Source organism: Oceanococcus atlanticus (assembly GCF_002088235.1).
Classification (GTDB): domain Bacteria; phylum Pseudomonadota; class Gammaproteobacteria; order Nevskiales; family Oceanococcaceae; genus Oceanococcus; species Oceanococcus atlanticus.
Map to the genome: position 1 here is coordinate 275920 of NZ_AQQV01000002.1, position 13851 is coordinate 289770.

General features: G+C 61.1%; 17 protein-coding genes. 9 read left to right on the plus strand and 8 right to left on the minus strand.

The genetic code is table 11. The annotated features are described in order from the left end of the window. Window positions 1–8 precede the first annotated feature (8 nt). The 4 genes from ATO7_RS08525 to ATO7_RS16790 form a co-directional block, all read right to left on the minus strand. A complete protein-coding gene (locus tag ATO7_RS08525) occupies window positions 9–1523 on the minus strand; it encodes an OmpP1/FadL family transporter (RefSeq protein WP_083561257.1) in 1515 nt (504 codons plus the stop codon). A 183-nt stretch (window positions 1524–1706) separates the two neighbouring features. Next, window positions 1707–2735, minus strand: coding sequence for a hypothetical protein (locus tag ATO7_RS08530; RefSeq protein WP_083561258.1), 1029 nt, complete (start codon window positions 2733–2735; stop codon window positions 1707–1709). A gap of 103 nt (window positions 2736–2838) precedes the next feature. Further along, window positions 2839–3420 (minus strand): CBS domain-containing protein, encoded by a 582-nt coding sequence (locus ATO7_RS08535; protein ID WP_083561259.1) that lies wholly within the window; start codon window positions 3418–3420, stop codon window positions 2839–2841. A 73-nt stretch (window positions 3421–3493) separates the two neighbouring features. After that, the gene (locus tag ATO7_RS16790; RefSeq protein ID WP_146680237.1) at window positions 3494–3883 is read right to left on the minus strand and encodes a hypothetical protein; all 390 of its coding nucleotides are present in this window, start codon (window positions 3881–3883) and stop codon (window positions 3494–3496) included. A 214-nt stretch (window positions 3884–4097) separates the two neighbouring features. On the opposite strand from ATO7_RS16790, the gene ATO7_RS08545 reads away from it, so the two are divergent. Together ATO7_RS08545 and ATO7_RS08550 are read left to right on the plus strand one after the other, a co-directional pair. Next, window positions 4098–4823: a crotonase/enoyl-CoA hydratase family protein gene (locus tag ATO7_RS08545; protein ID WP_158523119.1), complete on the plus strand. Its 726-nt coding sequence runs from the start codon at window positions 4098–4100 to the stop codon at window positions 4821–4823. After that, entirely contained in the window at window positions 4820–5716 is an 897-nt protein-coding gene (locus ATO7_RS08550) for a metallophosphoesterase (RefSeq protein WP_083561262.1), read from the plus strand. Before ATO7_RS08545 ends, ATO7_RS08550 begins: the two co-directional genes overlap by 4 nt. A 7-nt stretch (window positions 5717–5723) precedes the next feature. On the opposite strand, the gene folE is transcribed toward ATO7_RS08550, so the two are convergent. Together folE and dksA are read right to left on the minus strand one after the other, a co-directional pair. Then, window positions 5724–6335 (minus strand): GTP cyclohydrolase I FolE, encoded by a 612-nt coding sequence (folE, locus tag ATO7_RS08555; RefSeq protein ID WP_206044849.1) that lies wholly within the window; start codon window positions 6333–6335, stop codon window positions 5724–5726. Next, on the minus strand, window positions 6313–6747 hold the full coding sequence (dksA, locus tag ATO7_RS17015; protein WP_206044850.1) for an RNA polymerase-binding protein DksA: 435 nt from the start codon (window positions 6745–6747) through the stop codon (window positions 6313–6315). The genes folE and dksA overlap by 23 nt, the downstream gene beginning before the upstream one ends. Window positions 6748–6806: 59 nt before the next feature. Here dksA and zigA point away from each other — a divergent pair, with 59 nt between their 5' ends. From zigA to ATO7_RS08570, 3 genes are read left to right on the plus strand one after another with little or no spacing between them, the layout of a single operon-like run. Next, entirely contained in the window at window positions 6807–8006 is a 1200-nt protein-coding gene (gene zigA, locus ATO7_RS08560) for a zinc metallochaperone GTPase ZigA (RefSeq protein WP_083561788.1), read from the plus strand. Further along, window positions 8006–8659, plus strand: coding sequence for a DUF1826 domain-containing protein (locus ATO7_RS08565; RefSeq protein ID WP_158523120.1), 654 nt, complete (start codon window positions 8006–8008; stop codon window positions 8657–8659). The genes zigA and ATO7_RS08565 overlap by 1 nt, the downstream gene beginning before the upstream one ends. 25 nt (window positions 8660–8684) lie before the next feature. Next, window positions 8685–9152 carry a Fur family transcriptional regulator gene (locus ATO7_RS08570; protein WP_083561264.1) on the plus strand — a complete coding sequence of 156 codons (468 nt, stop codon included), beginning with the start codon at window positions 8685–8687 and terminating at the stop codon, window positions 9150–9152. A gap of 6 nt (window positions 9153–9158) precedes the next feature. On the opposite strand, the gene ATO7_RS08575 is transcribed toward ATO7_RS08570, so the two are convergent. Both ATO7_RS08575 and ATO7_RS08580 read right to left on the minus strand, forming a co-directional pair. Next, window positions 9159–9551: a YchJ family protein gene (locus ATO7_RS08575; RefSeq protein ID WP_083561265.1), complete on the minus strand. Its 393-nt coding sequence runs from the start codon at window positions 9549–9551 to the stop codon at window positions 9159–9161. Then, the gene (locus tag ATO7_RS08580) at window positions 9551–10534 is read right to left on the minus strand and encodes an alpha/beta fold hydrolase (protein ID WP_240499449.1); all 984 of its coding nucleotides are present in this window, start codon (window positions 10532–10534) and stop codon (window positions 9551–9553) included. Before ATO7_RS08580 ends, ATO7_RS08575 begins: the two co-directional genes overlap by 1 nt. Window positions 10535–10660: 126 nt before the next feature. On the opposite strand from ATO7_RS08580, the gene ATO7_RS08585 reads away from it, so the two are divergent. From ATO7_RS08585 to ATO7_RS08600, 4 genes are read left to right on the plus strand one after another with little or no spacing between them, the layout of a single operon-like run. Beyond that, a complete protein-coding gene (locus ATO7_RS08585; protein ID WP_083561266.1) occupies window positions 10661–11068 on the plus strand; it encodes a MerC domain-containing protein in 408 nt (135 codons plus the stop codon). Further along, window positions 11061–11717, plus strand: a complete 657-nt coding sequence (locus ATO7_RS08590; RefSeq protein ID WP_083561267.1) for an ABC transporter ATP-binding protein — start codon at window positions 11061–11063, stop codon at window positions 11715–11717. Before ATO7_RS08585 ends, ATO7_RS08590 begins: the two co-directional genes overlap by 8 nt. Further along, complete coding sequence (locus ATO7_RS08595) at window positions 11714–12985, plus strand: ABC transporter permease (protein WP_083561268.1); 1272 nt, start codon at window positions 11714–11716, stop codon at window positions 12983–12985. The genes ATO7_RS08590 and ATO7_RS08595 overlap by 4 nt, the downstream gene beginning before the upstream one ends. Beyond that, window positions 12982–13851 carry a DUF3299 domain-containing protein gene (locus ATO7_RS08600; protein WP_146680238.1) on the plus strand — a complete coding sequence of 290 codons (870 nt, stop codon included), beginning with the start codon at window positions 12982–12984 and terminating at the stop codon, window positions 13849–13851. Before ATO7_RS08595 ends, ATO7_RS08600 begins: the two co-directional genes overlap by 4 nt.

The following is a 13851-nucleotide window of genomic DNA, read 5'->3' on the forward strand; positions in this document are numbered from 1 at the left end:
TCGCCGCTTTAGTAACGCCAGCCGAAGCTGATGGTGGCTTCGTACTGGCGCATATTCAGACGCAGCACCTGATCGTCTGGATCAGCACCAAAAGCTTGGGAGGTGTCCTGGCCAATCACGCCGGTGACACCGCCCAGCCCCAAACCCTGACCGAACAGGCCAAGCAAATTGGCATCGGTGTTGGACAAAGGATTGGGCCCGCTGACCGGCCGCTCCGGGGCGTACATCAGCGCCACATCGACGAAGAAATTCTTCGACCACTCCACGCCCAGCCCCAGGGTGAAATGCTCTTCGATCACCCCTGGCGCCAGCACGTTGAAGAGCACTTGAGACTCGTCAATGGGTTGGTCCGTCCGGCTATACCCGGCACGGAATTTGTAACGCCCGGCATCGTACTGATAGCCGAACTTCCACACCGACATGTCCTGCCAGCCAAAACCGGGGCCGCTGTCCGCCCCCAAGCAGGCATCACTGTCATTGACCTGGCCAAATCCAAAGCCGGCAAGCAGGCGTGGAATCGCGCAGTTGTTGACGAAATCGTTGGCATCAAAGGGCAAACCAACCGAGTCAATCTCGCTGTAATTGATGCGCTGATAATCGACCGCCAGTGTGTGAGCATGGGTCAAGCGCAGGGCTACACCCACGTTCCAGTTGGATGGAATATCGAAGTCGCCCTGCTCCGCGAACAAACCTTGATAGTCCTCAAACTCGGTCATCCAGACACGCGACTGGTATGACCCACCCAACGTTACACCCGGCAGCAACTTGGTCAGCACACCAACACGTGCGCCACCACCGTAGGCCAGATCATGCCCCTGGTTGGAGACCTGACCGGGGGCGTTGGAAAACTTGCCGAAAGCCTCCAAGCCATAGGATGCGAAGCGGCTCATGGCCAACAGCGGCGATATACCCAGCGAGATGCGCTCATTCAACTTGTAGCTGAAGGTTGGCGCGACAAACATTACGATCAAATCAACCCCGAAGCGGTCGTCTCCGCGACCACCGCAGAATCCGGCATTGTCGGCGCCCGTGGCCCGGCCACCGCCAAACCCGCCTTCGCACTCGGCCTCAAAACCCGTCAGCCCCTGGCCAAACGTCGCGAGATTGCCGTTGTATTCGGTGTTCATGCCGCCGTTGCCATACAGCGCAATGCCCCAGCTGGCGCGATCGCCCCAGGCGCGGTTGTAGCTCAGCGCGGGAATCGGGAAAAATTCATTGTGACTGCGGTGCTGATCGATCGGCTGGATCAAAAAAATGCCATTGTTGGCGTCATCGCCACGCGCGCTGGCCGAATAGTCACGCTGCGGAGAGAACAACGACAAACCCACTTCAAATGCATCGCCCATCCACACCGCGCCCGCTGGATTGAGCGTGCCGATGAAGGCATCCGCTGGCAACGCCGTGCCCGCGCCAGCCATGGCTTTTTGCGTCGCGCTGGTGCCATGGGAGAAGTAACCATTGGTCGCATGGACCAAAGTGGGCAGGCCCAGCAACAGGACCAGAGCAGCACGTGACACGGACATATTGAACTCCCGGCGCCGCCCAGCGACGCAAATCTGAATACCGTCCGGACCAGTACCCCATGTCCGGGCGGCGGGAGGATACCCGTATTTCCGCGCTTAATACCTCAACAACCTAAATACCCAGATTCTTATTCCCTAAGAACATATAAGCCCGAGCCGCAGTCACGGCCCGGGCCGATCATGCTAGAACGCCCGGAGCAGGCGCGCGTTGGCCTCTGTCAACGCTTTCAATGCACCGATCTGATAGTGATCGGGATTTGCCACCACGGAAATTTCCTTGGTTTTGGAGCTGCTGCCGCTGAAAAAGCCCAACACGGAACTCACCGCATTGGCGGTCTTCTGCGCGCCCGACGTGGAATCCTCATTACGCCCGTAGGCCCCACCAACCACAACGGGATCTTCAAGCGCGATAAAACCGTTCTTACTGAACGTACCCCCCTGATCAACCATGAATACGATGGCACCCCCGGGCACCACCTGTATGCCCTGGCCCATGCTGCTCTGGGCCGACAAGGTGGCTTTGCGCTCGCCTTCCCAAACATCGCTGTTCAAATAGTCAACGGTGTAGTCGGTTTCACTGCCGAAGTAGGCAAAATGCACGGTGTAGTGGGCATTCACAATCGGCTTGCCCAGCTTGTCAGCGGTTTTCGCGACACCGCCCTGATACTGACCGCCAGCATCAATTTTGAGCAGCGACATGCCGCGCGGCGCAAAGCTGATGTCGTGCGGCCGGCCGCCGAACAGATCACTCATCAGCGATTCATTGTTCAGCACTTTGTCGTAGGGCGGATTGGGGCTGGCCTGAGAGCTCAGACGCGTCCAACTGGATTGCGACGCCAGATGGTCTCGGCTAAGGATGCGGTAGCCCTTGGCCTGCAGACCTTGCTTGAAATCTTCGAACGCTCGATCAGTTATTGCCTGAAAATGCGCCTCCGGCACACCGCTGAGGCGCGCACGCAGGGTCGACTTTGCGTAGTCGCTCATGTCTGCACCGCGCATCATCGGGCTTTTCGCAGTCGCGGTACTGGCATCCTGAATCACGAAAGTAACGCGGAAATCTCCGATGTAGACCTCCTTTTTTTCAGCCAGCGTCTGTGCGTTCTTGCTGTCCACGCGCCCACGCTCACTGGCCTTCGCGCCCGACAGGTCGGCCATGCTGGCGCAGCCACTCATCAAGCCAAGCAATGCAATGGCCACAAATCCCTTTTTCATCAGATCGTCCGGGTGGTTGAAAGCGCGCAGCGTAGAAGCACTGCGCGCGCATCAACAGCCCGTGTTTTGGGGGAGTCTTATCCCCCATGAACGCGTTACCTCATCAGGCCGACCTGTGCGACGAATGTTGCTGACTCAGACACATCCAGATATCCACAAAAGATGCCGACCATGGATCCAGCGGCAAGCCCATGCGCTGCACCACGTCAGATGCCGCCACCAGTCCACGAATGGCATTGGCGTCATCATCAAGCACCAGACAATGATGGCCATCACATCCACGCAGTGCCCACAGCAGGGCATAAACCCGCATGGGTGCAATCTGGACATAGCTCATCGCTCGCAAAGCCCGTTTTGGGCACATGAAATCGGCGACCGACAGCTCCGCCCGCTCAAAGCCGGAGGCCACCTTCTTGACGACCTCCTGATCGTTGAGATCATCCAGCCCAACCACGCCGATGAACTCATCGTGTTCATCCACCACACATTTGAAGCCGGTGTGCTGATGTTTCATTTCAGCCCGGGCATCGGCAATTCTGATATTGCCGCCAATCACCATGGGCAACGAACGCGCGAAATCCGTCATCAAGCTCGTCGCTGCGCTATCAACACCCACGGCATGCCCGTGATCGGGCCAGATCAATCGATTGAAATGACCTGCATCACTGAATTTAAGCTCTTTCATACGGTGTTTCCTTTGCACTCCAACGGAATGCAACGTCATGCATAAACGGTGTGAGGCGGCCCTTGGCCGCACCTCACCCGACAGAAAACGTAGTAGGGAAAACCGCTGAGCGCGGCGGTGCGCGCGAGATTGCAAGACGGAAACGCGGCGTGCGCGCGAAATGCAGTGATGGCGACGAACCGCGCTGCTCAAGCGCCGCCACCAGGATGTATGCCCGGCCTGGATGAGCCTGTCGATCAAACGGTGCGTTATCGCCATCCGAAGAGTCGTCACCATCAGCACTGGGCAAAGCGCGGCGCAGATGCGGGCTGCCCCGCCAGCCGTCATGCCGACCAAGCGCGAGCGGGTCACAGCGAGCCTCGTCGAACGCCGTATCCTGACCTTGGTTAAGGCTCAGCGAGACTTCAGAGCCAAACCCCGCCCCGACACCAAGCAACACGAGCGTGACAAGCAGCCACAACATGGCGCCTGGAAATGATCTTGTGTGCTGTCTCTGCGTTGTGGTCATAGCTCGGGATAGCCGAAAGCTTGAACGGCGCATCCTGAAATTCATGCTACTCCCACCATTCAGTAGCGTCCATCCACACACATGGCCCGGCCACAGACGCAGCAGAGCGGCTAGGGTCAAACGCCCCTGCGCGCTACAATCAAAGGCTGATAATTACCGGGCACACAGCATGGCCAGCAACAGCGTCGCATACGCATTCAATGACGGCATCGCCACCATCACCATTGACGACGGCAAGCGCAATGCGCTCTCACCTGCCGTGTTCAAAGGCATCTACAGCGCCTTTCGCCAGGCCGAAAAAGACAAGGCCATCGTCATCCTGACCGGGCGCGAAGGCATACTTTCGGCCGGTTACGATCTCAAGGTGATGAAGGCCGGCAACGCCGACACCTTGCGCATGCTACGTGCCGGATACTCGCTGACCGCCCGCATCATGGAATACCCCTACCCGGTGATCACGGCCAGCAGCGGCCACGCCTACGCCATGGGCGTGTTCATGATGCTCAGCAGTGACTACATCCTCGGCGTGCAGGGTGATTACACCATCACCGCCAATGAAGTCGCCATCGGCCTGCCGATGCCGCGCGTGCCGATCACGGTGATGAAGCAGCGCCTGACCCCCGCCGCCTTTCAGCGCGCGGTGACGCTGGCTGAGGCGTTCAACCCCGAGAGTGCCGTGAGCGCCGGTTTCTACGATGAACTCACCAGCGTCGACACCCTCATGGACACCGCGCGGGCCCGTGCCGAGCACTTCAAAAACCTAGACATGACGGCACACAGCTTCACCAAGCGCCGTATCCGCGCCAAACAGATCAAAGCCATACGTCGCCAGGTTCCGCTCGACATCATGGATGCGGTGCGCTTTGCCCTGCAGGGCGGCAAACCCAAGCGATGAGCGAACCCCCGGTTCGGCTTGCCTGCATCGGTGACGTGCACGGTTTCTGGGACCGTGCCGACACCCGCTATTTCAACCAGTCACACTATCAAGGCCTGCTGTTCACCGGCGACCTGCCGCGTTTCACCAACGCCGTGCCGGTGGCGCGACGCCTGGCCGAACTGAACAAGCCGGCCTGGTTGATTCCGGGTAACCACGATGGCCCATCGCCGATGCAGCTGCTGGCCGAACTCAAAGGCTGGCAGGCATTGTGTGATCGAGGCGCTGCCAGCATGCCGCAGCGCATGCAGGCCTTACAGCGTGCCCTTGGCGATATCGCGCTAGGCGGCTACAAGCTGTTCGCAATCAGCCCACACATCGGGCTGATCACCGCGCGCCCGCATGCCATGGGCCCGGATCGATTCTATTTCCGTCGCTACATGGCCCAGGCGCACGCCGTTCGCAATTACCAAGACAGCGCCGAACGGCTCAAGCAGCTGGTGGATGCCGCACCGGGCCAGTTGGTGTTCCTGGCCCACAATGGCCCCAGCGGCCTGGGCGAGCAATCGACCGACATCTGGGGCTGCGACTTCTCACCCCAGTTCGGTGATTTCGGCGACCGTGATCTGCGTGTCGCCATCGACTATGCCCAGACGCAGGGCAAACAGGTGCTTGCGGTGGTCGCCGGCCACATGCACCACCGCCACAAACGCGGCGGTGGGGTGCGCCAGCCAGCGGTGCGCCAGGACGGCGTGCTGTACATCAACGCCGCCAGCGTGGCGCGTATTCGCGGCAAGGGCGCGCGACGTCATCATGTCGCGCTGAGCCTGCAAAACGGTCAGGCCAAGGCCCAAGAGTGCTGGGTCGACGAAGCCGGCATGCTGCTCAGCCAGACCGCACTCGCGCCCGCCTGAGCGCGGCTTAAAGCAGGCGCCAGATACGCTCCTGCAACGCGACATCCGCTGCGAACACTCCGCTGAACTGTGAGGTCACAGTGCTCACACCGGGTTGTTTGACACCGCGCGTTGTCATGCACTGATGCGCCGCATCGATAAGCACAGCCACCCCGCGCGGCGCCAGCGCCGCATCCAGCGCCTGAGCGATCTGTGCGGTCAGGGTTTCCTGCGTTTGCAATCGTTTCGCGAAAACCTCGACCAGCCGGACCAGCTTACTGATCCCGACCACGCGACTGGACGGCATATAGGCCACGTGAGCCTTACCAATGATCGGCACAATGTGGTGCTCGCAATGCGATTCCAGGCGAATATCACGCAGCAGAACCATGTCCTGATAGCCTGAAACCTCTTCAAATGTGGCCTGGAGCAAGTCTTGCGGGCTCTGGGCATAGCCGGCAAAAAATTCTTCATAGGCCCGCGTCACGCGGGCCGGCGTGTCGAGCAAACCTTCACGCAAGGGATCATCGCCAGCCCAGCGAATCAAGGTCCGCACCGCCTCTTCGGCCTGCTCGCGTGACGGTCGGGTCAAGCTCGCGGGCGTGTTGTCTTGATACTTACCCACGGTAATTGCGCTCACGCTTTTCGTGCGCTTCCTGGGCGGCGACACACATGGTGGCCATAGGGCGAATACGCAGCCGCTCGTAACCAATCGGCTCGCCGGTTTCCTCGCAGTAGCCGTAATCCCCGGTTTCGATACGCAGCAAAGCCTGCTCGATCTTTCGCAGCAGTTTGCGCTGCCGGTCGCGCGTGCGCAGTTCCAGGGTCTGGCTGGTTTCGCGCTGCGCCCGATCACCTTCGTCACCAACCTCAAAATGACTGTCGTCACGCATCTGATCGATGGTGTGCTGGGCATCATTGAGCACATCATCGCGCCAGTTCAACAAGTTGCTGCGCAGCACATCGAGTTGCTCCGGCGTGAGGTAATGACCCTCGTAGCGCGGCGTAAAACGGGCGCCCTGCCCGGGCACTTTGGACGACGATAACGACATTGCTTGCAACCGGAATTCATGGCACGATTTGTTACATTATAACATTGCAGGATTTCACGATGCTACCCGTTACTGTGCTGTCCGGTTTTCTTGGCGCCGGCAAAACCACCACCCTCAATCACATACTCAACAATCGCGATGGCCGGCGTGTGGCCGTGATCGTCAACGACATGTCTGAGGTCAACATCGATGCAGACCTGGTCAACCGTGAAGTCACGCTCAACCGCGCCGATGAGAAGCTGGTCGAGATGTCCAACGGTTGCATCTGCTGCACCTTGAGGGAAGATCTGCTGATCGAAGTCTCACGCCTGGCCCGCGAGGGCCGCTTCGATGCCCTGGTGATTGAATCCACCGGCATCTCCGAGCCGCTGCCGGTGGCCGAGACCTTCACGTTTCGCGACGAAAATGGCCAGAGCCTGTCGGATTTGGCCCGCCTCGACACCATGGTGACCGTGGTCGATGCGGTGAACTTCCCCACCGATCTGGATCAGGCTGACGACCTGGCCCAGCGCGGTGAAAGCATGGGCGAGGACGACGAGCGCACGGTCGCTGACTTGCTGATGGATCAGGTCGAATTCGCCGATGTCATCGTGCTCAACAAAAGCGAACTGATCAGCCACGAGGAGCGCCAACGCCTGATCGCGATGTTGCAACAGCTCAACCGCGAGGCGGAAATTGTCTGCGCCAGTTTCGGCCAGGCACCGATCGACAAACTGCTCAACACCGGGCGCTTTTCCTTTGAACGTGCGGCCAGCGCGCCGGGCTGGCTGCGTGAATTGCGCGGCGAGCACAAACCCGAAACCGAAGAGTACGGCATCGGCAGCTTTGCCTATCGGGCCAAACGACCATTTCATCCGCAGCGATTCTGGGACGCCATCACCGGTGGTGGCTGGCAAGGCACGCTGCTGCGTTCCAAAGGTTTTTTCTGGCTGGCTTCACGTTTCGATATGGCCGGCCAGTGGTCACAGGCCGGCGGCATCATGCGCCACGGCCCCGCCGGATACTGGTGGTCGGCGCTGCCGGATGAGCAATGGCCACAGGAGCAAGCGCAACGCCAGCACATTCTCAGTCGCTTTGACGGTGAGTTCGGTGACCGCCGCCAGGAACTGGTGTTCATAGGCCAGGGGCTGGACGAAACACAGATGCGTCAGCGCCTTGATGCGGCCCTGTTGAGCGATGCCGAGCTGGCCGCAGGGCCGGCCGCATGGGCCGCCTTACCCGATCCGTTCCCCCGCTGGCTGGCCAGTGAGGCTGCATGATGAACCTTGCGCGTAAGGAGCACGACAACCAGGCCGCGCACAGCCAAAACCCGGCGGTGCTGGCGGATATCTATCACGAACATGTCAATCTGGCGGTGTGGCAGGCCCAGCCAGCTTGCGCGATCCGCGACTATGCACAGTCACTGTGCCAGGGCACCCGTCCACTCAATTTGAAGATCGTTGGGACCGCGCAGGAGATTTCGCAGCATTTGGCCAGCAGCTTGCCAGCAGATCAGGGGCGCGCGCTGCTGCTGGATCATCTGGGCCAGTGCTGCGCGATGTTCAGCGACCTGTTCGAAGCAGAAGCGCTGGGCCTGCGCCTGGAGACACTCGAACGCGCCATGTGTCCACGCTTTCATGTCGACAACCTGCCGGTGCGCCTGATCACGACCCTGCATGGTGTCGCCACCCAGTGGCTGCCGGCGCACGCTGTCGAGCGCCGCTGGCTCGGCCGCGCCGGCGCGGGACAGGCCGATGAAACCTCGGGCCTGATCCGCGATGGACGCGCAATCCAGCAACTGGAGACGGGCGATGTGGCCCTCATGAAAGGCGAAGGCTGGGAAGGCAACCACGGACGTGGTCTGGTTCATCGCTCACCCGAACCCGCCCCAGGTGATCGCCGACTGGTCCTGACCCTGGACTGGATCGCCTGAGCACAAACCGGTTTAAAATGCGGCCATGTCGAAGACTCAACCCGCCTCCAAAGCGATCCAGATGGCCGAGCGGCTGTGCCGCGAGCGCGGCGTTCGCCTGACCAACCAGCGGCGCGATGTGCTGGCGGCGATCAGCGCCAGCACGCGGCCGCTAGGGGCCTACGACATCATGGAGGCGCTGCGTGAAAAGCAGCCCAAGATCGCGCCGCCAACGGTGTATCGCGCGCTTGACTTCCTGCAGGCCGAGGGTCTGGTGCACAAGCTTGAGTCCTTGCACGCCTATGTCGGATGCCAACATCCGGATCATCCGCACTTCAGCCAGTTCTTAATCTGCAACGACTGCGGTGATGTCGACGAGCTGCACAGTGCCGGCGTGACCGGCAGTCTGGACGACGCTGCGCACGCCCGCGGCTTCGAGCCTGACCACCGCACCATCGAAGTGGTGGGGCGCTGTGCACGCTGTCTGGCCCAGGGCAGCAAACCCGCGCCATAAGTCGCATCAGGTCGGGGCGTGACCATCAAGATAGCGCCATTGCCCGTCAACCTGACAGAAGCGGCTGATTTCATGTAATCGCACCGCCTTGCCACTGGCCTGGCGATAGCGCGCAACGAACTCCACCTGCCAGTCACCATTGGGCAAAGCCCGCTGCTGCACGATCTTGAGCCCCAGCCAACGGCTTGCCGCATGGCTGTTGGGCTCAAGCTCTGCTGGTCGCGTATCCGGATGCCAGCTGGCCACCAGATAGTCGCGCTGATCCAGCACGTAGGCGCTATAGCGGGCACGCATCAGCGCCTCCGCGCTGGGCGCCGGTTGCCCCAGATGCAGGGGCTGGCAGCACTGCTCGTAATGCGGACCGTAGCCGCAGGGGCACGCTTGTGAAGATTTGGCCATCAGGCATCCGGCTCCAGCACGCTGCGCAGTGCACCGAAAAATCTCTGCGGCGCCTCGATGTGCGGCAAGTGACCCACCCCATCAAAGGTGATGACATCAAGCTGCGGTATGCGCGCTGCAAGCTTCCGCGTCAAAGCCGGGTAGTCGCCCATGCGCGCGGCCAGCTCGTCACTGACCAGCGGCCGCCCAATCGCCGTGCGGTCGCGCAGCCCGACGATCAGCACGGTTGGCACACGCAGCTGATCAAATTGATACACCACCGGCTGCGACAGAATCATGTCGGCGGTCAGCGCCATGCTCCAGGCAAACGCATCGCCACGCTCGCCGCTGTAGGCCTCGGCCAGCATCCGCGCCCACGGGGTGTAGCTGTCTTTCCACTTACCGTCGTAGTAGCTGGCCTGCTGATACGCCTGAATGCTGGCGTAGCTTTTCTTGCGTTCGGCCTGATAAATCCTCTCCGGCGCGACATACGGCACACCCATCGCGCGCCAGTCCTCCAAACCGATCGGATTGAGCAGCACCAGCTGCTCCACCGCATCGGGATATTGCAGCGCGTAGCGGGTGGCCAGCATGCCGCCCATGGAATGCCCCAGCACACGTGTGCCCTTAAGCCCCAGTGAATCCAGCAATGCCCGCGTGTTGGCCGCCAGCTGGGCAAAGCTGTACTGATAACGCCGCGGCATGCTCGATGCGCCGAAGCCAATCTGATCGGGAACAATCACACGAAAGCCATGCTGCGCGAGCAAAGCCATGGTGTCGCCCCAGTAGGCCCCGTTGAAGTTCTTGCCGTGGAGCAAGACAAAGACACCGCGCGCCTGCCCCTGCGCCGGTACATCCATGTAAGCCATGCTCAGCGTTTGCCGCTGGCTCTCAAATTCAAATGATTTGAGCGGATAGGGATAAGCGTCTGCCCGCACCGCCGGTGCCAGCAACAACAAGCACGCCAAAACGCCGAAAACCGCAAGCTGTCTGAACATCTGCATCAGCAAAAACCCGAAAACGATGCCGCCCATTGTGCAGCAGGCCGCTGCTGCATTTCATGTGTGCGATGATGGCGCCTGGTTTGTTATATTATAACGTTTTAATACCTGCCAACCGCAGCTCATACCATGGCGAAGTCACCAGCCCTTCATCCTTTAGGCGATCTCGGCGCCATTGCATTGTCAGGATTGTGTCTGATCCATTGCCTGGCCTTGCCGCTGCTTATGAGCATGCTGCCCTTGCTGGCCTGGCTGGACGGCCACGCCGCATGGATTCATGCATGGCTGCTGATGCTGATTGCCCCACTCAGCGCATGGGCGCTGGGCCGTGGCTGCCGCCAGCATGGCCGCAGACCCGTTCTCTACGCCGGCTTACTGGCGATCTCTGCGCTGGTTGCAGCGGTTGTGGTGGCGCCACGCGCGCCAGCACTGGAAGCGCCTCTGACATTGCTGGGCAGCGTGATGCTGGTGAGTATTCATGTGTGGAACCTGCGCATGCTGGCACGCCGCCGCTTAAGGACTATTAGCCATGTCTGACCAGGCTGTCCTGCGTATCCAGGCTTTGCGTCACAGCTACGAGGACGGCGCAGCGGTGCTGGAGTTGGACCAGCTGAGCCTCGCAGCCGGCGACCAACTGGCCGTTCTGGGCCCCTCAGGCTGCGGCAAATCAACCTTGCTCCACACCATGGCCGGGCTGCTGCGCCCCAGCAGCGGCAACGTTGAGGTCTGCGGACAGGCCCTGAACCAGCTTGACGCTGGCGCGCGCGATCGCTTTCGGGGCCAGCACATCGGCATCATTTTTCAGCGCCTGCACCTGATTCCGGCGCTCAACGTGATTCAGAATCTGGCCCTGGCTCAGCGTCTGGCCCGCACTCGGATCGATCTCGCGCACTGTCGCACCATCCTGGCACAGCTTGGCCTTGAGGCTTTTGCGAACGCCTCTCCGCAGGTGCTCAGCCAGGGCCAGGCACAGCGCGTCGCGGTTGCCCGCGCCCTGGTTCACCGGCCCGCGCTGCTGCTTGCTGACGAACCCACGTCCAGCCTGGACGACGACAATGCCGCGCGCACCATTGGCCTGATCCAGGCGCACGCCCGGGCTTGTAACGCGGCCCTGGTGGTGGTGACCCATGATCAACGCCTGCGCGGCAGTTTCCCGCGCGAGTTGCACCTGAGGCCTTCGGCATGAGCTGGCTCTCATTCGCTGTGGCCAACCTGCGCCACAATGCGCTGAGCAGCATGCTCAGCGTGATTCTGCTGGCTCTGGGCACAGCCACGATCGTGCTGCTGTTGCTGGCCGGCGAACAGTTCTCGCGCACCCTGGCCCGCGATGCTCAGAACGTGGATCTGGTTCTCGGCGCCAAGGGCAGCCCGGTCCAGCTGATCCTGTCCAGCGTTTATCACGCCGATGTACCGATCGGAAACATCGCACTTGAGGATGCAGCCGCCTGGCTCGACGACCCGCGCATAGCACAGGCTGTGCCGCTGGCGCTGGGTGACAGCTATCAAGGTTTTCGCATCGTCGGCACCACCCACGACTATCTCAAGCTGTACCCCGCCAAACTCGCTGAGGGCAGGCTGTGGCAAGGCGAAATGCAGGTTGTCATCGGCGCCGCCGTGGCACGCACAAGCGGTCTTTCACTGAACCAGCGCTTCAGCAGCGCACATGGCCTGGTGCCTGGCCAACACACTCATGACGAAAGACCGTACCGTGTGGTCGGCATTCTTGAGAACAGCAGCGGTGTTGTCGATCGCTTGATTCTGACCGCTCTGGACAGCGTCTGGACCTTGCATGACGAACCACACCACGACCAAGGCCACAAGCACGAGCACGAGCACGAGCACGATGTGACTGACCATGACCACACCGAATCCGCTCATGAAGAGGACGCAGCACCACATCCGCCGCGCGACATCACCGCCATGCTGCTGCGTTACGCGACCCCGCTGGCGGCCATGACCCTGCCGCGGCAGATCAACAGCAGTTCAATGATTCAGGCGGCCTCACCGGCGTTTGAACTGTCGCGCCTGATGCAACTCGCCGGCCTGGGCCTGGACGGTATCCGCGCCTTCGCCATGCTGCTGATCGCAACCGCTGGCTTCGGCATTTTCGCCGCGCTGTACGCCGCCCTCAAAGCCCGCGCCGCCGATCTGGCCATGCTGCGCTGTCTTGGTGCCACGCGGCAGGAATTGTGCGCCGCGCTGCTATTGGAAGGCCTAATATTGTCGCTGCTCGGCGCCGTGATGGGCTTCGCCCTGGGCCACCTCGCCACCAGCCTGCTCGGCATCTGGCTGCAGGACACCCGCGGGCTGAGCGTGAGCGGGCTGATCTGGCTGAGCCAGGAAACCTGGTTGTTCCTGGTCCTGGTTGGCGTCGGCGTCGTGGCCAGTGCGATACCGGCCTGGCAGGCCTACCGGGTCGACGTGATCCGCAATCTGCAAGGGCTCAATGCATGAACCCAACACACTTGAGTCGCGGCCTGTGCGCCGGTCTTGTTGTTATCGCCAGCATTGCTTCAGCCGAGCAAGCCGCGCCACCGGCAGGCTTGACCGCAGAGGAGCTGAGCGTGGAGGCGCCGCAGGCGGCCACCGCCCCCGCCGACGCCCAATCGAAGCGACTTTCGCTGTATGCCGAAGCGGCATATCTCAACGCCGAGGGCGAACTGGTGGTTGATCTGCTTGAGCAGGATTACGCTTATTTTTCGCTGTCGATCACGGATGCTCAGGGTATGCCTGTGGCCGGCGTGACACCCAAGATCCAGATCAACGGGAAAAGCCGTGTGATCGATCTGAATGAATCCGAATCGGGTGCTCGCAGCAATGAATACGGTCAGTTCGACTTTGCCGTCATGGGCGGCGCCATGGGTCTGGATACCCTCAGCATCGAAGCCGCCGGTGAAACCACGCTGGCTCGGCTCAATGTCATCAGTCTGAAAGCCGCCGGCTTCGCCAGCCCGGATGAGGTCGACGGTGTGGTGCCATGGACAGAACTCACGCGGGCCACCGTGGGATACACCGAAGACGGTGTCACCGCGACGTTTCCAGCCCAGATCGCAGCGTTGGATGGAACGCGTGTGACGCTGGCTGGCTTCATGCTGCCACTGGAAGCGCAGCGCCGGCAAAACCGTTTTGTGCTGACGTCCAGCCCGCCAAGCTGCTTTTTCCATGTGCCTGGCGGCCCCTCGGGCGCGGCTGAAGTGCTTGCCCCCGACGGCATTGAGGTGACCTGGGATCTGGTGGTACTTGAAGGCGTACTGAAAACCCTCCAATCCAGTGAGCAAGGGGTGGTCTACCAGTTGCTCGATGCGCAGCTGAAAAAGTAA